The sequence below is a fragment of the Haloferax sp. ATCC BAA-644 genome (assembly GCF_000336975.1).
GTDB lineage: Archaea > Halobacteriota > Halobacteria > Halobacteriales > Haloferacaceae > Haloferax > Haloferax volcanii.
Genome location: NZ_AOLF01000001.1, coordinates 132124 through 153028 on the forward strand (window position 1 = coordinate 132124; position 20905 = coordinate 153028).

21 protein-coding genes are annotated in these 20905 nt (G+C 65.0%); 3 read left to right on the top strand and 18 right to left on the bottom strand.

The features are described from left to right. Positions 1 to 60 precede the first annotated feature (60 nt). From C458_RS00635 to C458_RS00700, 15 genes are all read right to left on the bottom strand, one after another. Positions 61 to 498 carry a chemotaxis protein CheW gene (locus C458_RS00635; protein WP_008572309.1) on the bottom strand — a complete coding sequence of 146 codons (438 nt, stop codon included), beginning with the start codon at positions 496 to 498 and terminating at the stop codon, positions 61 to 63. Next, a complete protein-coding gene (locus C458_RS00640; protein ID WP_008572310.1) occupies positions 499 to 1542 on the bottom strand; it encodes a methyl-accepting chemotaxis protein in 1044 nt (347 codons plus the stop codon). 584 nt (positions 1543 to 2126) lie between these two features. Beyond that, complete coding sequence (locus C458_RS00645) at positions 2127 to 3113, bottom strand: metal ABC transporter permease (protein ID WP_008572312.1); 987 nt, start codon at positions 3111 to 3113, stop codon at positions 2127 to 2129. Continuing rightward, entirely contained in the window at positions 3110 to 3880 is a 771-nt protein-coding gene (locus tag C458_RS00650) for a metal ABC transporter ATP-binding protein (RefSeq protein WP_008572313.1), read from the bottom strand. Before C458_RS00650 ends, C458_RS00645 begins: the two co-directional genes overlap by 4 nt. Next, entirely contained in the window at positions 3877 to 4995 is a 1119-nt protein-coding gene (locus C458_RS00655) for a metal ABC transporter substrate-binding protein (protein ID WP_008572314.1), read from the bottom strand. The genes C458_RS00650 and C458_RS00655 overlap by 4 nt, the downstream gene beginning before the upstream one ends. A 172-nt stretch (positions 4996 to 5167) precedes the next feature. Then, positions 5168 to 5842, bottom strand: a complete 675-nt coding sequence (locus C458_RS00660; protein ID WP_008572315.1) for a hypothetical protein — start codon at positions 5840 to 5842, stop codon at positions 5168 to 5170. Between the two features lie 355 nt (positions 5843 to 6197). Beyond that, positions 6198 to 6698: a hypothetical protein gene (locus tag C458_RS17995; RefSeq protein WP_152418112.1), complete on the bottom strand. Its 501-nt coding sequence runs from the start codon at positions 6696 to 6698 to the stop codon at positions 6198 to 6200. Between the two features lie 136 nt (positions 6699 to 6834). Next, on the bottom strand, positions 6835 to 7428 hold the full coding sequence (locus C458_RS00665; RefSeq protein WP_004064764.1) for a TetR/AcrR family transcriptional regulator: 594 nt from the start codon (positions 7426 to 7428) through the stop codon (positions 6835 to 6837). 82 nt (positions 7429 to 7510) lie between these two features. Further along, positions 7511 to 8428: a DMT family transporter gene (locus C458_RS00670; protein WP_049897171.1), complete on the bottom strand. Its 918-nt coding sequence runs from the start codon at positions 8426 to 8428 to the stop codon at positions 7511 to 7513. Between the two features lie 177 nt (positions 8429 to 8605). After that, on the bottom strand, positions 8606 to 10033 hold the full coding sequence (locus C458_RS00675; protein ID WP_008572325.1) for an FAD-dependent oxidoreductase: 1428 nt from the start codon (positions 10031 to 10033) through the stop codon (positions 8606 to 8608). A gap of 430 nt (positions 10034 to 10463) precedes the next feature. Beyond that, complete coding sequence (gene hisI / locus C458_RS00680; protein ID WP_008572327.1) at positions 10464 to 10841, bottom strand: phosphoribosyl-AMP cyclohydrolase; 378 nt, start codon at positions 10839 to 10841, stop codon at positions 10464 to 10466. Between the two features lie 34 nt (positions 10842 to 10875). Beyond that, positions 10876 to 11286, bottom strand: coding sequence for a hypothetical protein (locus C458_RS00685; RefSeq protein ID WP_008572329.1), 411 nt, complete (start codon positions 11284 to 11286; stop codon positions 10876 to 10878). Positions 11287 to 11289: 3 nt separating this feature from the next. Beyond that, the gene (locus C458_RS00690) at positions 11290 to 13014 is read right to left on the bottom strand and encodes a nucleoside recognition domain-containing protein (RefSeq protein ID WP_008572331.1); all 1725 of its coding nucleotides are present in this window, start codon (positions 13012 to 13014) and stop codon (positions 11290 to 11292) included. Then, positions 13007 to 13192 carry a 30S ribosomal protein S14 gene (locus C458_RS18855; RefSeq protein WP_049897162.1) on the bottom strand — a complete coding sequence of 62 codons (186 nt, stop codon included), beginning with the start codon at positions 13190 to 13192 and terminating at the stop codon, positions 13007 to 13009. Before C458_RS18855 ends, C458_RS00690 begins: the two co-directional genes overlap by 8 nt. Positions 13193 to 13194: 2 nt before the next feature. Beyond that, positions 13195 to 14346 carry an NAD(P)/FAD-dependent oxidoreductase gene (locus tag C458_RS00700; RefSeq protein WP_008572336.1) on the bottom strand — a complete coding sequence of 384 codons (1152 nt, stop codon included), beginning with the start codon at positions 14344 to 14346 and terminating at the stop codon, positions 13195 to 13197. Positions 14347 to 14407: 61 nt separating this feature from the next. Between C458_RS00700 and C458_RS00705 the strand changes: the two genes are divergently transcribed. Together C458_RS00705 and C458_RS00710 are read left to right on the top strand one after the other, a co-directional pair. After that, positions 14408 to 15685 (top strand): GTP-binding protein, encoded by a 1278-nt coding sequence (locus C458_RS00705; protein ID WP_008572339.1) that lies wholly within the window; start codon positions 14408 to 14410, stop codon positions 15683 to 15685. Positions 15686 to 15687: 2 nt separating this feature from the next. Continuing rightward, a complete protein-coding gene (locus tag C458_RS00710) occupies positions 15688 to 15954 on the top strand; it encodes a hypothetical protein (RefSeq protein WP_008572341.1) in 267 nt (88 codons plus the stop codon). 25 nt (positions 15955 to 15979) lie between these two features. Here the strand turns inward: C458_RS00710 and C458_RS00715 are convergent, their stop codons facing one another. Both C458_RS00715 and C458_RS00720 read right to left on the bottom strand, forming a co-directional pair. Continuing rightward, positions 15980 to 16387 carry a hypothetical protein gene (locus C458_RS00715; protein WP_008572342.1) on the bottom strand — a complete coding sequence of 136 codons (408 nt, stop codon included), beginning with the start codon at positions 16385 to 16387 and terminating at the stop codon, positions 15980 to 15982. A gap of 1 nt (position 16388) precedes the next feature. Beyond that, positions 16389 to 17681, bottom strand: coding sequence for an FAD/NAD(P)-binding protein (locus C458_RS00720; RefSeq protein WP_008572344.1), 1293 nt, complete (start codon positions 17679 to 17681; stop codon positions 16389 to 16391). Positions 17682 to 18460: 779 nt separating this feature from the next. Between C458_RS00720 and C458_RS00725 the strand changes: the two genes are divergently transcribed. Next, on the top strand, positions 18461 to 19138 hold the full coding sequence (locus C458_RS00725; RefSeq protein WP_008572346.1) for a class I SAM-dependent methyltransferase: 678 nt from the start codon (positions 18461 to 18463) through the stop codon (positions 19136 to 19138). A 118-nt stretch (positions 19139 to 19256) separates the two neighbouring features. On the opposite strand, the gene C458_RS00730 is transcribed toward C458_RS00725, so the two are convergent. Further along, entirely contained in the window at positions 19257 to 20801 is a 1545-nt protein-coding gene (locus C458_RS00730; protein WP_239638822.1) for an ABC transporter substrate-binding protein, read from the bottom strand. Positions 20802 to 20905 lie beyond the last annotated feature (104 nt).

Below are 20905 nucleotides of genomic sequence, written 5' to 3' on the forward strand. Positions count from 1 at the left end.
AGAAAGTACGGTGCGGTCGCGCTGCGACCGTGCCGGCAGACCTGCTACGGTGCGGCCGGCCTACTCGTCCGCCGGCGGGGCGACCCAGACGACGAGGCCGTCGTCGCTCCTGACGACGCCGCGGGTGAGGTCGTCACCGAACGGCGCGTCATCGACGGCCTCGGGGGCGATTTCCGTCACGCGGTCGACCTCGTCGACCAGCCAGCCGAACACGGTCGCCTCCTCGTCGGCGGCGTCGAAGACGACGACGCGGGGGGCGTCGGGGTTCGAACCCACGCCGAGGAGCGAGGCCGTGTCGACGAGCAGCGTCGTCGCGCCCCGGTAGTCCATCGCGCCGACGACGTGCGGCGGCGAGTCCGGCAGCGAGCGCGCCGATGTGCGGTCGATGATTTCGGTGACCGCGTCGAGGACGACGCAGTACCGTTCCTCACCGAGTTCGAATTCGAGGACCTGCGTCGGCTCCGCGAGCGCGCCGTCGGGCGCGTCGGTGAGCGACATCTACGCACCCCGGGCGAAACGCCCGTCTTCGGCCGCGTCGAGTTCGTCTTCGAGGTCGTCCACCTCGTCGTCGATGTGGTCGACGAGGAGCGCGATCTCCGAGATGTTCGCCGTCTGCTCTTCTGTGGCCGCGGCGACCTGGTCGATTTCGTTGGCGACCTCCTCCGCGCCCCGGGCGGTCTCGTCGACGAGGCTCGCCACCTCCTCGGTGCTCGCGGCCTGCTGGTCGGTCGCGCGGGCGACCTCCTCCGCGCCGGCGGCCGCCTCACCGACCGCGGCGTCGATGTTCCGGAGCGCGGAGACGGCCGCGTCGACCTCAGAGATACCGTCGTTGACCTCCTCGTTGGCCTCTTCGATGTTGTCGACGGTCGTCTCGGTCGTCTCTTGGATGTCACCGACGACCGCCTCGATTTCGGAGACGCTGTCGCGGGACTGCTCCGCGAGGCTCTTGACCTCGTCGGCGACGACGGCGAAGCCGGCTCCCGCCTCGCCGGCGCGAGCGGCCTCGATGGAGGCGTTGAGCGCGAGCAGGTTCGTCTGGTCGGCGATGTCGTTGATGACCTCGACGACGCTGTCTATCTGGTCGACTTTCGCGCGGAGGGCGGTGATTTCGTCGTACACCTCGGTGGTCACGTCATCGACGGTATCCATCGCGTCCGCGGCGTTGTCGGCGGAGCTTCGACCCTCGGCGGCGAGGTCGCGCGCCTGGTCGCTCATCGCCTTCGTCTGGTCGGCGCTGGAGGCGATTTGCTCGACGCTGGCGCTCAGGTTCGACACCTCGCCGGCGACCTCCTGCATGTTGGTCGACTGGTCGCCCGCGAGGTCGCTTATCTCCTGTGCGCTGACGGCCACGCTCTCGGAGGCGCGGGAGAGTTCGGCGACGCCCGTGCCGATTTCGTCGGTCGCGTCGTCGACGTCGTCCACGTCGTCGAGGACCTCGCCTGTCGCCGCGCCGGCGGCACCGGGGCCGGAATACGCGTCGTGCTGTCGGGAGGCGGGCCCGTCTCCGGCCGCAGACTCCCGTTCATTTCGCTCGATTGCCATACGAAACTGTGTGGGAGTAAACTGATAAGTATTCGTAGAGGACATCAGAATAGATAATCACAGATTGCCGCTAATCGCCTCGAAACAGCCAAAAAGAACGGATTCCGAGGACGGTGTCGCAGGATAGATACCACACAGCAAACGCCGGGGGAACCGGAAATCGTCGGGTCGGGTCGGGTCGGGTCGGGTCGGGTCGGGTCGGGTGGCTCTGTTGAAATCCTCCGCGACTGATAGTTTGCTGAGGCCGTGCTGCATACAGGGCGCGTATCTATCGCATCCTCTGTATCAGTAACCTCGCTACGAGAACTATTGCTAATCCGATTAACAGCCAGAATACGACCGATGCAGCGATTCCAAGCCCACTAGGTGATGTGGGAAATGGGGAGGGCATACCAAATAATAGGATACTCAATTGATAAATACACCCTCTGTCTGTGTCACGCGGATGCTGTCAAGTTCTAAGGAATTCAACAAAGCCGGTCGGGTGAAAATCACGTGTCCGGTCACAATCGACGGCCGTCGCGGGATGGCCGCGTGGTCACCGCGACCGGGAGTCGGTGGGAGGGCCGAAACGCGGGGGCAGGTCAGGCCAGTCGGCGGCCGGCGGCGACGGCGACGAAGCCCGCGAGCGCGACGAGGACGATGGAGCCGCCGGCGGCGAGCCCGTAGCGGTACGCGACCGTGACGCCGGCGACGCCGGCGAGTTCGCCCGCGAGGACGCCGTACAGGAGCGACCCCTTGAAGCTCCGGCCGAGTCGCGAGGCGGTGACGACGGGGACGACGAGCAGGGCCGCGACGAGGATGACACCCATGATTCGCATCGCGCTGACGACGACGAACGCGGTGAGAACCGACAGGAGCGTGTTGACGGCGCGGACGTGGAGCCGCGACGCGCGGGCGGCGGTCTCGTCGAACGTGACGTACACGAGCGGCCGGTAGGCGACCGCGACGGAGCCGACGACGACGAGCCCCATCGAGACGAGGAGGCCCACGTCGGCCCGCGAGACGGTCGCCAGCGACCCGAACAGGTACTGGTTGATGCCGACCGAGATACCGCCGCCGGTCAGCGAGATGAGCACGCTCCCGAGGGCGAACCCACCGGTCAGAACCATCGCCAGCGCGGCGTCGCTCCGGGCGTCGGTGTACTCGATGAGCGCCTGCACGGCGAGCGCCGCGACGACCGCGACGACGAGCGCGCCCAAGAGCGGCGGGACCGCGAGGCCGAGCGTCGCGTCGAGGAAGAGCGCGAGCGCAACCCCGGCGAAGGCGGTGTGGGCGAGCGTGTCCCCGACCATCGAGAGGTCGCGGTAGACGAGGAACGACCCGACGAGCGGGCCGACGACGCCGATACAGAGCACCGAGAGGTACGCCCGCTGCATGTAGGGATAGCCGAGGAAGTCGAGGCCGGTGGCGCCGGCGAGCCACGAGAACGCGCCGCCGACGACCGCCGTCAGGAACCAGTCGAAGAGTCCCGTGAACGCGTCGGCCACGAGGAGCGGCGCGAGGGAGTCGGCCGCGGAGAACTCGACCGCGAGGAGGTCGGTCGCCGCGAGCGCGACGAGACCGGTCACGGGTCGCGCTCCGGTTCGGTGTGGGCGTGACCGTGGTCGTGGTCGAGCACGCGCTGGTTCGCGCCGTAGGCCGCGGCGAGGGCGTCGCTGTCGGCGAAGTCGCCGGGGTCGCCGTGGAAGTACAGCCGCTTGTTGAGACAGGCGATTCGGGATGCGCGGGCCGTGACGACGCCGATGTCGTGTTCGACGAGGACGACCGTCATCCCCCGTTCGTTCAGGTCGCCGAGGAGGTCGTAGAACGCCGCGCGGGACTCGGCGTCGAGGGCGACCGTCGGCTCGTCGAGCGCGAGCAGGTCGGCCTCGGCCGCAAGCGCCCGGGCGACGAACACGCGCTGTCGCTGGCCGCCGGAGAGCGCCCCGACTCGGCGGTCAGCGAGATCCGCGATATCGACGCGGTCGAGCGCCGCGGCGACCGCCTCGCGGTCGGCGGCCGAGAAGCGGCCGAACAGGTTCCGCGGGTAGCGCCCCATCCGAACGACTTCGCGGACGGTGACGGGCATGTCGCGGGCCGCGTCCGTCGCGTCCTGTGCGACGTAGGCGACGCGCTCGCCGTCGGAGAACTCGTGGGCGGGGCGGTCGAACAGTCGCACCTCGCCGCGGGTCGGGCGCTGGAGGCCGAGCATCAGCGTCAGGAGCGTGCTCTTTCCCGACCCGTTCGGGCCGACGAGCCCGAGGAACTCCCCCTCGGGCACGTCGAGCGAAACCCCGTCCACGACCGGGACGTCGCCGTACGAAAAGGTCACGTCGCTGAGCGAGACGGCCGTCATTGCGCGCCGAGCGCCGTCCGGAGCGACGGGAGGTTCACCTCGCGCATGATGTCCACGTACCCCCAGTCGTGTTCCTCCCACTCGGTCATGACGCCGGGAAGCGGCGTGAGCGGGAGCACGTCCTCGGCGTCCGTCTCGGAGACGAGTTGCTGCGCGGCGCGGTCGGACTCCAGCGGGTCGGCGAGGACGTGTCGGATACCGTGTTCCTCGATGGTCGCCTGCGCCCGCTCGATGTCCCGCGGCGACGGCTCCTCGTCGGGCGAGATGCCGGTGAGCGCGACGATGTCGAGGTCGTAGCGGTCGGCGAGGTAGCCGTAGGCGTCGTGGCCGGCGACGAGAAGCACGTCGCGGTCGCGGTCCGCGAGTCCGTCTTCGAACGCGGCGTCGAGTTCCGAGAGCGTCTCGCGGTAGGACTCGGCGTTCGCGGCGTAGGCGTCGGCGTTCGCGGCATCGACCGACTGGAAGGCGTCGCGAAGCGTCTCGGTCGCGGTGGCGACCCGCGTGGGGTCAAGCCAGAAGTGCGGGTCGAGTTCGCCGTGGTCGTGGGTCTCCGACTCCTCGGCGTGCTCGTCGTCGTGGTGTTCGGTCGCCTCGTGGTGCGTCTCGTTCGTATGCGTCTCCTCGTGCGTCTCGGTCGCGTGCGCCTCTTCGTCGTGGTGTTCCGTCTCGTCGTGGGACTCGTCGCCGTGGACGTGGCCGTCCGCTCCGATTTCGTGGAGTTCCACGTCGGCGGAAGCGTCGACTTCGGAGACACCCGAGTCGTCGGCTTCGAGCGAGGTGTGGATGTCGTCGGCCCACGGCTGAAAACCGGGCGTTCCGTGGACGAACAGGTCGGATTCGAGCACCCGACCCTGCACGTCCGGGCCGGGTTCCCAGCCGTGGCCGTGCTGTCCGATGGGGACGAGCGTCTCGACGGACGCGGCGTCGCCAGCGACGTGGCGCGCCACGTCCCCGAAGACGAAAAAGGAAGCCGTCGCCGTCGTCTCCGAGGCGGCGGGTGAGTCGGTCGAACCGGCCGAATCGGACGAGTCATCACCGCCGAGACAACCCGCGAGGCCGACGGCGGCGCCTCCGGCGACTGTCGCGAGGAACCCACGTCGGGTCTTCGTTCTCATGTTATTAGAAAACTTCTTAGAGATAATAAGTGCTGTTATTCTATATTACTATATTATTACCTTGTGCTGGCGACGGAGTCGCCGGTGAGCGCCGCTGTTCGTGGGATGAGCGGAACGTCGATAAGAGAGAATGCGCAAGATTGCGAGGCGAGCGACCACCCTCGGACCGGCGTCAATCCGTGGTCGAGGCGGCCGCACCGGACGGCCCGCGTTTGTACTTCCGGATGGCCACGAAGATGAGCGGCGTACCGACGACGGTGGGCCAGAGCCACGCGGCGACGGTCGGGAGGAAGTCGAAGTTGACCGACGAGAAGGCGGTGACGGTGGCGATGTAGCCGCCGCCCATGCGGCCGATGTGCTCGAAGAACCACTCGCGCGATGCGGCGCGCTCGCGGCGGAAGGCGGCGAGGTCGCGGACGCCGAAGCCGGTACCCGCCGCGCCGAACACGAGCATCACGGTGGCGAAACCGTCACCGGCGAGGAACCGGAGCGCGCCCATGGCGAGGAGGCCGACGCCGGCGGCGGTGAGCAGGCCGACCGCGACCCAGTCGAGCGGTTCCGGCCCGTCGGTCGGGCGCTTCCGCGAGAGGACGCGGTCGCCCGAGAAGACGAAGTAGTAGCTGAACACCGCGACGAGCGCGAGGAACGCCCGCCCGCGGGTCGACGCGAGGGCGAACAACACGAGCGACGTGACCGCGACGACGGTCATCCCCGCGACGTAAATTCTCCCCGCACGCCGGTGGCGACGACCGCCTTTCGTCGTGACTATCGCGCCGAAGCCGGCGAACAGCGCCGCGAACCCCGCGAGGATGTGGACGCCGAGCGTCGCGTCCTCGACGAGCGTCATCGGGGAACTCCGAGAGCTGTGGCCGGGCGCGGATGCTGGGTTCGACGTGACGGGACGCGTTCCATGAGTAGAATTGGCATGGAATCGAGTCGTTCGAGAAGCGATATAAATCTACTGAGTAAGTACTTACTTGAATATTAGCGGATGAGTTTTAGTCAGGGCGACTGGCACTAAGAGGCCCAGTCGCTAGGGGTGACATGGATCGTCGTTAAGCGTCTCACGGAGTATTTTACTGGAGCATTATATCTCAAAAAGAGACTGAAGAGGAAACACTCTGGCCATCAGTTGGAGTACCGTACTTCAATAGCAACATAAGAATCGAATGCAGGGAGAAGTAATCACCAATTTCGTCTTGCTATGGCCCAATCTCATCTTCAGGTGGTATTTCGATGTCTAAGTCACCGTATTTAGCATCGTCGTACAGATGTGTCCAGTCATCAAGAGGAATCTTGGCTAGGACGTAGTCTTCTGTTTCTCCGACTTTTTCGACATTATAGTTGGTGGAATTATCGATGAGTGTGAAATCAATTTCGTCAAAAATTTTGAAACGGATATCACCTTGAACGGTGTAACCTATTGTGAGACCGGGGATGTCAGATGCCCATTTGAGAAATTGGATTACGCCTTCTGGGTTGGAAATTAGGAGGACGGCAATACTAGTCCACCATATTTCTGATTTTCGATCGTAACCATTGATCTGTTCTGATTTATTTCCGTTTCTGTCTACCACTGTAGTTTTCTTGGCTTTGATATCATCTTGATTTTCATCTATGAATTTTTTAATTAGCGATCGTGCTTCTTGTCTATCCCCCTCAAATTCATCACCAATTACTGCTTCGAGTCGTATTCTACTCATGACTGTAAATTGTATTTTCAACTAATTAAGTATGAATTCGTGTGGTAGTCTCCAAGAGAGAAAGGTAGAATAGTCGCAACCCCAGACGCGTTTTGATTGCAGTTCGGTTACAGAACCAACCGACCAACCACCGGACTCACTCGACCAACAGCGAGTCGATGTACGCCGACAGCGACGCCCGGAGGTCGTCGCCGACGCCCTCCATCCCGAGCGCGAGGGCAAAGCCGGTGTAACCGTCGGTCGCCGAGAGGACGAACGCGGCCGTTCCCTCGGGGTCGACCTCGCGGAAGACGCCCTGTTCGACGCCGTCGCGGACGATGTCGGCGATGACGCCGAGGGTGTGGCGCTCCATCCTGAGCAGGGGTTCGCGGAGCGTCTCGTTGTGCGGCGCGTGCGAGAGGAGTTCCATGACGGCGATGTTGACGCCGGCGGCGGCCGCGTCGCCCTCGTCGACGAGGAGGATGTCGCAGACCGCTCGAAGCCGCGCTTCGGGGCCCTCGGCGTCGATGTCGTCGAGGCTCCGCGCGAGGTAGTCCTCGGAGGTTTCGAGGAACGCGACTATCATCTCGTCTTTCGAGTCGTAGTAGTAGTACAGTCCCGCCTCGCTCTTGTCGCTCTCCGCGGCCACCTTCTTCGTCGTCAGCCGAGCGTAGCCGTGCTCGGCGAGCGCCGCGCGGACCGCGTTCGCAATCTGTGCTTTCTGCTCGGGCGGCACGGAGTCGGCGGGCATGGTGAGTGAGTGTTCGCTCGCTCGACTACTTGTGCCCGTTGCTCCGGGGGTGAAACGCGAAACGCGAGACGCGACGGCGGCCTCACTCCGCAGACCGACCGCGCGCACCAGCGACCAACTCCCCGAGCGCCCGGCGCTTGATGAGCGCGAAGCCGGCGAAGATGGAGACGAAACCGAGCGCGGTCACGGCGTCGATGAGCTGGCCGAGGAAGGCCCAACTGAGAAGCGTCGCGGAGACGGGTTCGAGGTAGCCGATGAGGTTTATCTGCGTCGGGCCGAAGCGGCCGAGCAGTTCGAAGTAGATGAGGAACGCGCCCGCGCCGCTGACGACGGCAAGGTAGAGCAGCGAGCCGACGGCGACGCCGGACCACTCGATTGCCGCGAGCGACTCGCCGGTGGCGACGCCCGCGACGGACAGGAGCGCGGCCCCGAACAGCATCGCCCACGCCTGAAGGGTCCGCGCGGGGATGTCCGAGGAGAAGGGGCGCGTCAGGACGGCGCCGAGGGCGAAGCACGCCGAGGCGACGAGGACGGTGGCGACGCCGACCACGTCGCTGGAGAGGAGCGCGCTCGGGTCCGGTCGGGCGACGAGGCCGACACCCAGAAAGCCGAAGCCGAAGCCGAGGACGCCGAGCGGGGAGATTCGGTCACCGAGGATGCCCGTCGCGAACAGCGCGGTCAGGACCGGGCCGAGACTGATGACGATGGCCGCCACCGCGCCGGGGACGTGCTCCTGTCCGAGGTAGAGAAACGCGTGGTGCGCGCCGATGAGGAGGCCGCCGGAGACGCCGACGAGCGTCCAGTCGGTCCGGCTGTGCGGCCGCCAGTAGTCGGTCGAGACGGCGGCGTAGCCGAGGACGATGAGCCCCGCGAGGAAGAACCGAAGCGCCGCGAACTGGAGCGGCGGGAAGTACGCGAGGCCGACTTCGATTGCGACGAACGAACTCCCCCAGAGGAGCCCCAGCAGGACGAACAGTCCGGCGGCGACCCGGCCGTTCACCGACACCACGCTCCGCTCGACGGGCGGCGGCGCGGCCGCGCCCGACTCGTCGGCCGCTTCGGTTTCGTTTCGACACACCCGCGCCCTGTTGGAGGTATATCCAGCATGTGGGCGTATCGTTACCACACAATCGATAATAGTCGTTTTGTTCGGTTCGAATTTCGAACCGCTCGCGGCTTACAGCGAGCCGCGGAGGACCTTCGCCGCGGTCAAAATCGGGTCCCAGACGGGACTAAAGGGCGGCGCGTAGCCGAGGTCGAGACGCTCCACCTCGGCGACGGTCAACTCGGCGGCGAGCGCGGTCGCCACGGTGTCGATTCTGACGGCGGCGCGGTCGGCTCCGACGATGGTGCCGCCGAGCAGTCGCCCCGTGTCGCGGTCGGCGACGAGCGTGACGGTCGTCTCGGCGGACCCGGGGTAGTAGCCCGACCGCGAGCCGGCGGTGATGGTCTCCGAGACGGGGTCGAAGCCCGCGTCGCGCGCCTCGTCGAGGTCGGTCACGCCGGCGCGGCCGCACTCGAGGTCGAACGCCTTCACGACCGAGGTGTTCGCGACGGTCCCGATGGGTTCGGGGTCGCCGGCGACGGTCTGCCCGATGGCGCGCCCGGCGCGGTTCGCGGGCAGGCCGAGCGTGTTCCACGTCGGCTCGCCGGTGACGACGTGGTCGATTTCGGCGCAGTCGCCCGCGGCGTAGACGCTTTCGGCGCTCGTCCGCCCGTAGTCGTCGACCGCGATAGCGCCCGTCTCACCGAGGTCGACCGCGTCGGCGACGAGGTCCGCGTTGGGGCGGAGGCCGATACCGACCATCGCCGCGTCCACCGCGAGTTCGTCGCCCTCGCAGACGACGGCCTCGACCCGGCCCGCGTCGTCGCCGCGGAGTCGCTCGACCGACGCGCCGAGATGGAGCGTGACGCCGTTATCTTCGAGGTGTTCTTCGACTCGCTCGCCCACGGCGTCACCGAACGTGCCGAGGACGTGGCCGGAGCGCTGGAACAGATGCACGTCGAGGTCGTGGGCGGTGAACGCCTCCGCCATCTCGACGCCGACGAAACCGCCGCCGACGATGGCGACCGACTCCGGCGGGTCCATCGCGCCGAAGCGGGCCGCGCGCGCCTCGTCGACGAAGCCGCCGCCGCCGAGGTCGGCCACCGAGGCCTCGTCCGGGTCGGTGAGGAACGACCGAATGGCCGCCGCGTCGTCCAGTCCGTGGAGCGTGAACGCGCCGTCGAGGTCGATGCCGTCTATCGGTTCGCGGAGCGCCCGCGCGCCGGTGGCGACGAGCAGGTCGCCGTAGGGCTGTTCGAACGTCCCGTCGGGGCCCTCGACCGTGACGACTCGCTCGTCGGTGTCGACGGCGACGACCTCGTGTTCGCGCCGGAGGTCGATGCCGCGGTCGGCGGCCGCCTCGGGCGACAGCGAGAGCATGTCGGTGAGCGTGTCGACCTCGCCTTTGACGAAGTAGGGCGTGCCGCAGTGGGCGTAGGAGACCCAGCGGCCCTTCTCGAAGACGACGACCTCGCGGTCGGTGTCGGCGCGGGCGAACTTGCTCGCGGCGGAGAGTCCGGCGGCGTCGCCGCCGACGACGACGAATGGTTCGGCAGACATCGTGAGAGAGTGGTACGCCCGCCGATACGTAATTTCCCCGGCCGGGCGAGACGGCGGTGTTCAGATAGGGGGGAACGGAGAAGCGTAGCATGTTCCGAACATCTGCCCGAAAGCGCTAGTCCCGACGGTATTCTCGGCCAGTCGGAAGTAGGGGTGGAACGAAAAGCGACACCGAAATCGTTGGTGAGGCTTCGGTTCTCAGCTCCGTCTCGCTGGGTTATCGCGTTCAGATACCGTTTCTCCAGATAAGCAAGCGAGTGCCTCGGGGGCAAGCCCCGAGTCGGTGCGCTCTTGAGAGCTTCGCAAACGGCTCGTTCCGCCGTTCATAACGGGGACACAATCTTCAGAACGTCAAGACAGAAACGACCAGCGACTGGCTCAGGTCGTCCGTATTCGCGTGCTACGACCATCCAACGCGGCCGTACTCCGCCTAGTCGTAGACCTCATCGGGGTCGTAGACCTTCTCACCAACTTCCTCGCCATCAATCGTTCGAGAAAAGCACGAACGATAGCCAGTGTGACAGGCACCGCCCTCCTGCTCGACGCGGTAGAGAAGCGCATCTCTGTCGCAATCAACCCGAATCTCCCGTACCTCTTGGATGTGCCCGCTCGTCCCGCCCTTCTTCCAAAGCTCATCTCGACTCCGAGAGTAGTAGTGGGCCAATCCCGTCTCCCGCGTCGCAGCCACCGCATCCGGCGAGGCGTACGCGAGCATCAGAACCTCGTCGGTATCCGCGTCCTGTGCGACTGCTGGAACCAGCCCGTCGTCCCCGAAGTCGAGTTCGATGTCTACCGATTCGTCAGCCATACTGGATTGTACGAGTGCCGAAAGATACCAATTTTCATTCGGGTACTCTCAGGAGACCCGACAGCCAGGCGGACCATCGCTCCCGTCGCGTCGTGTTCGGATTCTCAAGCTCCCAGCCAGCGGCAGTAGCGGCGGCTTCGAGACGGAGATACTCCCAGCGCTGGGAAGGGAGGTACGCCGGCCGGTTCGAAGCGGTGCCGACCAGCACGTACCTCTCCGTTTCGACCCGTGAAGAGAGCTCTCGAAAGCTCGATGCGGTCGGTCGCAGTTGGAAATCTCGGCGGACCAGATGCGTCGCGCTGAACGCGTGAGCGGCCTCGGGATTCGTCGAGAGAAGCCCGACGTATTGCGCCCATCGGCGAGCGTCGGTGACCACCGCCTGCGGGTCGCGAGCCCGCCGAAGCGCGGCCAGTTCGAACGCGAGCGTCATGTGTTCGTCGGCCATCGGCTAGAAGAGGGCCGCACCACCCCACCCGATGAGGAGCGAGAAGCCCGCAGCAGCGGCGGCCTGACGGAGCAGCATTCGACCGGCGTATCTCGGTGAGAGCTCCCTCGCAACCGTAATCGCCGTGACCAGACAGGGGAGCAACACCCCCGCGAGGTAGACGGCCGTTAGCACCTGCACGGGAGTCATTGCGGAGAGCGTCGCGCTGAGTCCGTCCGACTGCAGCAACAGCAGACCGTCCTTTCGAATCGACCCCAGCACGACGACGAGTGCCGTCTCACCGGGGAGGTTGAACAGCGCCATCACCGGCGAGAGGGTCGTGCCCATCGCGTCCAAGATGCCGAGGTAGTCGAGGAGCGATGCGAGAACGACGATTCCGACGAAGACGGGAAGCGCCTTCAGGAAGAAGCTTCGGACCACGGTGCTGGCTTCTCGCCACACCGAGCGCGGACTCGGCCACTGGATGAACGCGCGGTTTTCGGCGGCGAGAGACGCCGTCCGCGCCCGTTCGGGCGCAATCAAACGAGCGTAGACGAGCGTCGTGGTGGCGAGCACACCGACGTAGGGGAGGACGAGCCACGGCATGTCGACCGCCGCGAACACGGCGAGCGTCGCCGGGAACTGGTACGAACAGGCCGACCCGAATCCGATGGCCGAAACGGTCGTCCGGCGCGTGCAGTCCGAACACCCTCGAGTGCTGGTGACCGCCGGAACGTTGCACCCGAATCCCATGACCACGCGAACGAGGTCGCGACCGGTGAGGCCGACGTGCCGAAGGGAGGGATGGAGGGACGCGGTAATCCGCGTGACGAGCCCGCTGTTCTTGTAAACCCCCATGAACAGCGCGAAGAGGAGAATCGTCGGACCGGCCCAGACGAACAGGAACGGTCCCATCGACAGCAGACCGTAATCGCCGCCCAACACCGCCGCGAGTGGACCCGGGAGGCCGCTCGTCCACCGGACCGCGGGGGCCAGCAGTGAGCGTACCCCCGGAGAGAGTTCCGAGGCGACGGCGTTCGCGAAGTGGACCGCGGCGGCCGCCGGCAACAGGAGCAACGCGATGCTGACGGGTGGCCCGGCGAGCGGGCGTTCGAGAACCGTCGCCGGCGGGTCGAGATGAATGCCCGTCCGCCGGGTGACCTGCCCGGGGAACTCGTCGGCATCGCGGAGCGCGCTGACGAGGTGCGTCCGCTCGCGTCCGTCGACCGCCGACCCGCCGCCGTCGGTCGCGACGCGGGAGACGTTTCGCGCGTCCACCGGAACGAGCGGCACCCCGAGGTCGTCGGCGAGCGCGCCCAGTTCGTCGCGAGCCTCGGTCTGGTTCTCGACTTTGTCCCAGAACGTCACGGCAATCGCGCCGACTTTTCCCTGCACCAGCGGCAGCAGGTCCCCGAGGTCGTCGTCGATGTTCGTCGCGCGAACGACGAGGAGCACCGTCTCGGTGTCTTCGACCGCGCTGATCGCCGTTCGAGTCGTTTGGGTGTCGGTCCCGAGCAGGATTCCGGGCGTGTCGACGAAGACGAACTCGTCCGACTCGTATCGCTCGACGTCGACGGTCGTTCCGCGGAAGTTGCCGGTCGTCGGCGTCGTTCCGGTCAGGCCGGCGACGAGTTCCGACTTGCCGACGCTCTCTTTGCCGACGACGACGACGGTTTCTCTCCGGTCGCTTCCCGTCCCGCCGCGCCCCGTCTCGGGGCGACTGTTCGACCGAGGCTGCGTGTCAGTCATACTTTTTGAACCCTATTTTCGGCGCGAGTTCACGGAACGACTGCCGACAGAGCCAGATGTCGTACTTACTGACGAGGCCCTGTTCCCGGCCGGACATCCGACACACGTGTCGGTCGTCGTCTCGCGCGTCGTTCGAGCGCTCGGTTCCGCTGTCGGGCTGTGATGATTGTCGTGTCACGGTTAGCAGTCGCACATGTCGGGTTCGCAGCAGGACGCGTCCTCGAGGAACATGTTCTTCTCGCGGTACTCGTCGAGGGGAGCGCGGTCGATACCGAGTCTCGCGGCAATTTCGTCGGCGACGACCGCGAACCGCTGTCTGAACTTGTAGATGAAGCAGAACTGCTGACCGTTGTGCGCGACCTGGGGGCCGACGAGGAACAGCCCCGGCGTGTCCGTCGACTCGTCTCGGTCAGTCAGTCGCGGGTGGCCGTCTTCCGACTCGAAGTACTCGTCCGCCGGGCCGAGGCCCGACTGAAACCCCGTCGCGAGCACGGGCCGGTTCCGCGTCGTGAGCGTCTTACCGTTCGTACAGACGATGTCGAACGAGCCGTCCTCTCTGTCGACACGTTCGACGCGGGCACCGTCGTTGAGGGTGAGCGGTCGGTCCCGTTCGAGCGCCTCCCGGAGGCGCTGGCTGGTGTACGGGGACAGGACTTCGCTCGGGTCTGGCCCGCGATACTGCCACGGGCCCTCCTCGTCGAGGACGACTACCTCGCGGCCCAGTTCGGTGAGCGTGAGCGCCGCGTCGATTCCGCTTTCGTATCCGCCGACGACCGCGACCGGGTCGTCCACGTACTCGTCGGCGAACGCGTGCCACGAGTCGACTCGGGAGTTGTGGACGCAGTGACCCGCGCCGGGGAACGGCTCGTCGTTCGGTCGGTCGAACTGTCCGGCCGCCCAGATGACGAACCGGCTCCGGACGACGCCGGCGGACGTGTCCAGAACGAACCCGTCGTCGTGGCGTTGGAGGGATTCGACATCCACGCCGGTCCGGACGGGGAGGTCGTGAAATTCGACGACCCCGCTGAGGTACTGCGCGTACTCCTCGCCGGTCGGGTGTTCGCAGTCGAGCGCGAACGCGGGCGACGTGTCCGTCGTGACGGCGTTCAGGTCTCGACAGCCGAAACTGTTTCCGGGAAACGAGGGAGTGATGAACCGCATCTCCTCGGGCCACTGTCGAAACGACGCGCCGACCTCGTCTCGCTCCAGAATCGCGTAGGAGTCGAGGTCGAGGGCCTCGAGAACGACGCCGATACCGACGCCAGCGGCTCCTGCGCCGACGATAACCGCATCGAGCGACTCGTCCGTTCGGGGGGTAGTTGGGGCCTTCATTAACAAGAGGATAGTCTAGTTAGCTAATTATAAATAAGATGCGGTCTAGTGTTAATAACAGATGAGTCGAGAGACGATTCCCGTTACCGTGCTGAGCGGCAACCTCGGCGCGGGGAAAACGACCGTGCTGAACAACCTCCTAAACACGCGGACGGACCTCGATATCGCGGTCCTCGTCAACGATATGGGCGAGGTAAACGTCGACGCCGACCGCGTCGCCGAGCACTCCGACATCTCGGAGGACGACGAGGAGTTAATCGAGCTGTCGAACGGGTGTATCTGTTGTGAGCTCCGGGGCGACCTGCTCGACGCGCTCGCGAAGCTCGCGCGGGCTCGCGAGTTCGATTACCTCGTCATCGAATCGACCGGCGTCGCCGAACCGCTCCCCGTCGCCCAGACGCTCACCATGGGATTCGACCAGTCGGACCTCGACCCCACCGAGTTCTACGAGGAGACCGGTATCGAGCCGATGGACTACTACGAACTCGACACGACGGTCACCGTCGTCGACGCCCACCAGTTCTGGACGACGTTCGACTCGACGGAGTCGCTCATGGACGGCGACACGGAGAAGGACCTCGGAAGTCTCCTGGTCGAACAGATCGAGTTCTGCGACATCCTGCTGTTGAACAAGTGCGACCTCGTCGACGAGGCGACGCTCGACGAGATCGAAGCGATGCTCGAAGTGCTGCAGCCCCGCGCCGAAATCGTCCGGACCGAACACGGCGCGGTCGACCCGGACGCGATCCTCGACACTGGTCGGTTCGACTTCGAGGCGGCGAGTCAGTCCGCCGGGTGGATGCAGGAACTCGAAGAGCCCCACGCCTCCGCGGAAGAAGAACACGGGGTCACCTCGTTCGTCTTCGAGTCCCGCCGGCCGTTCCACCCGGAGCGGTCCGCCGACCTGCTGAACGAACTGCCGACGAGCGTGGTCCGCTCGAAGGGACACTTCTGGCTGGCGGGCCGCGAGGACATCGCGCTGGGTATCGACGTCGCGGGCCAGTCGATTCGACTCACGCCCGCGGGCAGGTGGCTCGCGACGCTCCCGGCGGACGAGCAGGCGCAGTACTTCGAGGCGTACCCCGAACTGGAGGAGACCTGGCATCCCGAGTACGGCGACCGAGGCTCCCAACTCGTCCTCATCGGCACCGACATCGACCACGACGACCTCCGCGCGGACCTCGAGACGGCCACGCTGACCGACGAAGAGATGGACGCCGACTGGAGCGCCTTCGAGGACCGCTTCCCGACGTTCGAACGTCCCGAAGACGCCGAAGAGGCGGCGGACGGGGAGGCACAGTCCGCCGACAGCGCCGAGGAGGTCGGCCTCGCCGATTGACGATGTCTTCGCCACGCTCGCTGTTTCAAACGGTCGTCGACAAGAACGTCCCGCGCGGAACGCGGGAAGACGCCATCGACGAACTCGCCGAGGAACGGGCGACTACGCAGCTTCGACTCGTCGTGGTCACGAGCGGCCTCGACGGGCGGTACCGTCGCCAAGCCCTGAACGTCCTGAGTCGGTGTCGAGCGACGGACGCGCTCGACGAACTCGCGAACGACACGAGCCTCGCACCCCCGCTTCGAGAACGGGCACAAGAAGCGCTCTAGGTCCGGGAGGAGAGCCGACCGCAGCTCACTCGAAGCGCGTTTTTTCGCGGTAGGGCCACTCCTCGTCGGCGTCGATGGTCGACGTAAGCCGCCAATCCGCGGCTGCTGCGGCGTCCGTCACCGGTTGATACGTCCAGTCCGGAACCCGCGCGACGACCTCGCTGGTTTCGTCCGTGCCGACGAAGACGTACCGCGCCGTGTCGAAATGCGTTCGCACGCTCGTCAGCGCCTCCTCTATCGAGCGCGGCCCCGACAGGAACTCCTGTTCGTACCCGGCTTCCCGGACGCGCCGCCGTTCGATGAACGACGGTTCCGAGGAGACGATACCGAGGTGGCTCGTCCACCGCGCGGCGTCTTCGAGCGCGCGGCTCGGTCGCGCGAGTTCGTCGAGCGCCCGCAACGAAATCGCGAGCGTGAGGTCGTTCGACGGCACCTCAGGGCCTCCCTCTTGACGGCGGCGCGGCGGCCTTCGAATCCACACCGTCGTGCGAGTCGAGCAGGCGCTCTGCGGCGCGGCGAGCGCCGACGACGTTTCGGGCGAACGGGCCGACGCTCATCTCCGCGAGCGCACCCGAGACGTACAGCGCCGACTCGGTGCCGTCGGTCCGCTGCCACGCGAGCGTCCGGTCGTCGAGGATGGGAAAGCCGTTCGCCCCGCGTTCGAGCGACAGCGACTCGGCGAGCGTTCCGACGAGGGGGTGCTCCGGGGCGGGGTCATGCCCAGTTGCGAGCACGACCTGTACGTCCGTGGCGGTCGTGCCGTCGTCGAATCGGAGCTGCAGTCTGCCGTCCGCCGCGTGCGCGTGGTCGATCTCGCCGCACCGAACGTCGAGGTCGCCGCAGTCGCGGGCGTCCGCCAGTCGGCGCGCGACGTACGGTGGGATTGTCGCATCGTGGCGCGCGGCGCGAATCCGGTCGTAGCGGGCTGCCGAGCCCGGAGGGAGCGAGTGAATCTCCTGTTCGATGTGCCGCCAGTTTATCCAGTGCGGGTCCGCCTCGGTCAGTTCGACCTCCAAGCCGTGCCGCGAGAGGAGCGTCACGTCCGTGCGTTTCGACAGATGACAAGCGAGCTGCGCCGCCGTGATACCGCCCCCGACGACGAACGTCCGACCGTCGAACGTCGCGGCCGCCGCCGGGTCGAAGTCGTCGTCCCAAACGTGCGCGAGCCGCGCGTCGTCGGAGAGCGACGCCGGCCACGAAGGGACTGTCGGCTGACCCCCGAGGCCGACGGCCAGAACAACGCGACGAGCGTCGAGCGACCCACGAGACGTATCCACGCGGAGCAACCCACGCGTCCGCGACCTCGTGACACCCGTTACCGTCGACTGACGGTGGCAAGCGTCGATATCGCGTCGGTCGATGACGTACCGGGCGTGGTCGAGAAACAGGTCGAGTGTCGGTCGGTTCGGATAGTCCTCGGTCGGAACGAGTTCGTGTTCCCGGTGTGCACCCTCCGCGAACGAATCGAGCGAGAACGGCTCGGTGTCGATGTGGTGGACGAACGTCGAACGGAGGGTTTGCATCCCGCACTGTCGTGCTTTCGTCGCGAACGACGCCAGTAACCGTTCGTGAGGGTCGACCAGACAGAGTTCTTCGTGGTCGAAGCGGCCTTCGTCGAGGAGGTAGTTCGCCACGCACGTCCCGTGAACACCACCGCCGATGATTACATATTCGTACGGCTGGCGGTCGAGTGAGTTGTGGTCGCCAGTCGACTCACTGTAGGTCATCTTTCACCTCCGTCTCCACCGACGTGCGTGGAAGGAGACGGCTTGCGCGTCGTTAGCGGCGTCATCGCCAGTCCCCGAGGTTGACGAACGAATCGCCGTACGCCGTTATCCACGTCGTCGTTCGGTACGGAACCGCCACATCCGGCGGATAAAGCGTACAAGCTGGTCGCTCAGGTGAGCCGACGACGAGTGACATCAGTTCTCTGCGAGGTCGCGGGGATGGCCCGGGGTCGGCATCGCCGCTCCACGTTGGTTCGGTGTCGCTAGAGCTTCGGTCAGTCATGCTTCGAGGAGCTTCCGTAGCGACTCCGCGGTTGCGGTCTCGCCTGCACCCTCGCTCGCGGCGACCGCGAACACAGAGGACGACACCTGCGCCCCGGCCCGTCTACGCTCCCAGTACCGTGGCCGGCGTCATCCGACGGACACCCTGCGAGAGAGCCGAACGAGGCGGCAACGGGTTCAACGGCGTCGAATCGTCGTCGCGCGTACTGAGACATGTGTTGTTAAAATTGAAGATAAGTATAATAAGTACTGCGATTACACACTACGTAGTTAATAATCTAGTCGCGGTAAACGAGGATGGATTCAGCCGGACGAGAGGATTATTTTGATAACCGAATCCCGAAAAGTGAGAAATTATAAGTAATATACTATCCAGATTTAATAACAATGGCCGAGAGAGAACGGAACTCGACGGCAACGTATTCGACTATCGACGCCCGTACGTGCCGTGCCCGAGCGCCGCATGGTCACGGGAGTGACCGTGGAGGTGACCAGTTGTGACAGAGTCCGGCCGGTCCGCAGAAGATGTCAAGCAGGCGGTTCAAGCCTACTGGAACGAGCGGGCTGATACGTACGACAACGACAGTCACCACGCTCTCCAAAGCGAGGAGCAACGCGACGCGTGGCTGTCGGTACTGCGCGCGTGGACGGGCGACTCGTCGGAGCGGATACTCGACGTCGGCTGCGGTACCGGCGTCATCTCGCTGCTGTTGGCCGACCTCGGTCACGACGTCACCGGAGTCGACTACTCGACCGAGATGCTCGAACAAGCCCGCGAGAAGCGTCAACAGACAGACCACGCCGTCGAGTTTCGCGTCGGAGACGCCGAATCACTAGACGAACCCGACGACGGGTACGACCTGGTGACGGCGCGGCATCTCATCTGGACGCTTCCGAACCCCTCGCGGGCGGTGCGGGAGTGGCGTCGAGTCGTCGAGTCCGGCGGTCGCATCGTTCTCATCGAAGGACACTGGGATTTCTCCGAGCCGTTCGACGGCTACGAGCGAATTCACGAGGACCTGCCGCTGTACGACGGCCGTCCCCCCGAGGAGCTATCGGAGATACTGAGACAAGGGGGACTCGAAAACGTCACCCATGAACCGCTGATGGAGCGGACGCTCTGGGGGGAAGTACCGGAGTACGAGCAGTACATCATCGCCGGTGACGTTCCGTGAGCGCCGCACGGTTCTAAGCGTCTGTCCGACCTTACCGGACCGGCGTGGCGATTTCGCCGGCCGTTTCGAACACCCATCGAACCAGGTACGGGAGGAGCTGATGGCAGTCGCGCGGCTATCAGTGAAGTCGTATGTTCTGTACCCCGTGAGAGTACATCGTGGGATGAAGCGTGAAGTCCTCGATGCGGTTCCGAATCCCCGTGACGGTCTCGCTGTAAGTTAATATCCCGAGCGGAGTATCGTCGTGAACGATTTCCTGTACCCGATCGTAGATCCGTTTCCGTTCGTCGTCATCCGTTGTCCGCCGCCCCCGTTCGATCAGGTCGTCTACTTCTGAATCCTCGTACCCGGTGTAGATTTGTGTGTCCTCGGAGTGGTAAAACGACATCGCCCGGTCCGGGTCCGGAACCCAGAAGAAATTGAACGATAGCAAACTGAAATCGGTTTCTCCGGCCTGCATATCCTCACTCAGCGCGCTCCACTCGGTTATGTTGATTTCGACGTTGATGCCGACCGCTCTGAGTTGGTTCTGAATCGCCGTCGCAATGATGCGAAGCTCGGGACGCCGCGTGTACGTTCGCAGGACGACGTCGAACGGCGTTCCATCGCGATGGCGGAGTTCGTCCCCGTCGGCTTCCAAGGTCCAACCGGCCTCCGCGAGTAGAGATCTGGCTCTATCGGGACTGTATTCGTACGGTTCGAGCTCGTCGTTGGCCCACCCGGTCAATTCGGGAGAAAACGGGCCAATGGCGGGGTCACCGACACCCTCCAAAATCGTCCTCGCTATCGTTTGGGTATCAATTGCGTGATTAACCGCCTGTCGGACTCGAAGGTCGTCAAAGGGCGGTTCGCGGACGTTGTATGCTAAGAATCGGCTTTGAGGCGTGCGAGTCGTCTGAGTTCTCGTATCTTCGGCGCGCGATATCCGTTCCATCGCAGAAACGGGAAGACTGACCACGATGTCCGACTCCCCTGCATCGAGGCTGGAAACCTTCGTTTGGTTGTCTCGGATTCCCTCGTACACCACTCGGTCGACCTGCGGCGACGAACCGTAGTAGTCCGAGTTTTTCGTAGCGGTGATGGATTTGCCCGATTCCCACGAGTCGAACATGTACGGGCCGGTACCGACCGGTTCCACGAAGCCGTCCGAATCGGAAATCGAACTCTGACTAATGACGGTCGCGTACCGATGCGCCAGGTAGGACGGTAGCGGTGCAAATCGCTCGCTGGTGGTTATCACGACCTCGTGCGTGTCGGTCGCGCTAATCGATTCGACCGGGAGCGGAGACAGGAGACTCGCCTCGTCGAACGCTCTAGAGAGCGAGAACGCGACAGCCTCGCTCGTCAGGCTCGTTCCGTCGTGAAACTGCACGCCGTCCCTGATGCCGATGGTCCAAGTTGTCCCGTCGGGCGAGACGCGCCACTCATCAGCTAGCTGGGGTTCAATCCCCACGTCCCGCGTGACGCGAAACAGCGATTCGTAGACGCCGATCCGGCCTAGCGGTCCACCACCGTGAGTGACGGGGTCGATCGATTCCGGAATGTACGACCCACCGATCACAATCGTCGTCTGATCAGCATCAGAAGAACAACCGGCGATAGAACCAATCGCGGCGGTGCCGAGACCCGCTTCGAGAAACCCGCGTCGTGTGTACTGAGGCATATTTACTAATTTTAGAACAGTATGTAATAATTCTTGTTATTGAAACTTGTATTTTTAATAATAGGCCGTGGTCCCGGGCCCGATCGACCAACAGATGGTGCGTT

Bases quoted from the DNA above. Each gene is read 5' to 3' on its own strand.
- C458_RS00635 (WP_008572309.1), bottom strand. From the start codon at position 498: ATGTCGCTCACCGACGCGCCCGACGGCGCGCTCGCGGAGCCGACGCAG.
- C458_RS00640 (WP_008572310.1), bottom strand. From the start codon at position 1,542: ATGGCAATCGAGCGAAATGAACGGGAGTCTGCGGCCGGAGACGGGCCC.
- C458_RS00650 (WP_008572313.1), bottom strand. From the start codon at position 3,880: ATGACGGCCGTCTCGCTCAGCGACGTGACCTTTTCGTACGGCGACGTC.
- C458_RS00655 (WP_008572314.1), bottom strand. From the start codon at position 4,995: ATGAGAACGAAGACCCGACGTGGGTTCCTCGCGACAGTCGCCGGAGGC.
- C458_RS00660 (WP_008572315.1), bottom strand. From the start codon at position 5,842: ATGACGCTCGTCGAGGACGCGACGCTCGGCGTCCACATCCTCGCGGGG.
- C458_RS17995 (WP_152418112.1), bottom strand. From the start codon at position 6,698: ATGAGTAGAATACGACTCGAAGCAGTAATTGGTGATGAATTTGAGGGG.
- C458_RS00665 (WP_004064764.1), bottom strand. From the start codon at position 7,428: ATGCCCGCCGACTCCGTGCCGCCCGAGCAGAAAGCACAGATTGCGAAC.
- C458_RS00675 (WP_008572325.1), bottom strand. From the start codon at position 10,033: ATGTCTGCCGAACCATTCGTCGTCGTCGGCGGCGACGCCGCCGGACTC.
- hisI (WP_008572327.1), bottom strand. From the start codon at position 10,841: ATGGCTGACGAATCGGTAGACATCGAACTCGACTTCGGGGACGACGGG.
- C458_RS00685 (WP_008572329.1), bottom strand. From the start codon at position 11,286: ATGGCCGACGAACACATGACGCTCGCGTTCGAACTGGCCGCGCTTCGG.
- C458_RS00690 (WP_008572331.1), bottom strand. From the start codon at position 13,014: ATGACTGACACGCAGCCTCGGTCGAACAGTCGCCCCGAGACGGGGCGC.
- C458_RS00700 (WP_008572336.1), bottom strand. From the start codon at position 14,346: ATGAAGGCCCCAACTACCCCCCGAACGGACGAGTCGCTCGATGCGGTT.
- C458_RS00705 (WP_008572339.1), top strand. From the start codon at position 14,408: ATGAGTCGAGAGACGATTCCCGTTACCGTGCTGAGCGGCAACCTCGGC.
- C458_RS00710 (WP_008572341.1), top strand. From the start codon at position 15,688: ATGTCTTCGCCACGCTCGCTGTTTCAAACGGTCGTCGACAAGAACGTC.
- C458_RS00720 (WP_008572344.1), bottom strand. From the start codon at position 17,681: ATGACCTACAGTGAGTCGACTGGCGACCACAACTCACTCGACCGCCAG.
- C458_RS00730 (WP_239638822.1), bottom strand. From the start codon at position 20,801: ATGCCTCAGTACACACGACGCGGGTTTCTCGAAGCGGGTCTCGGCACC.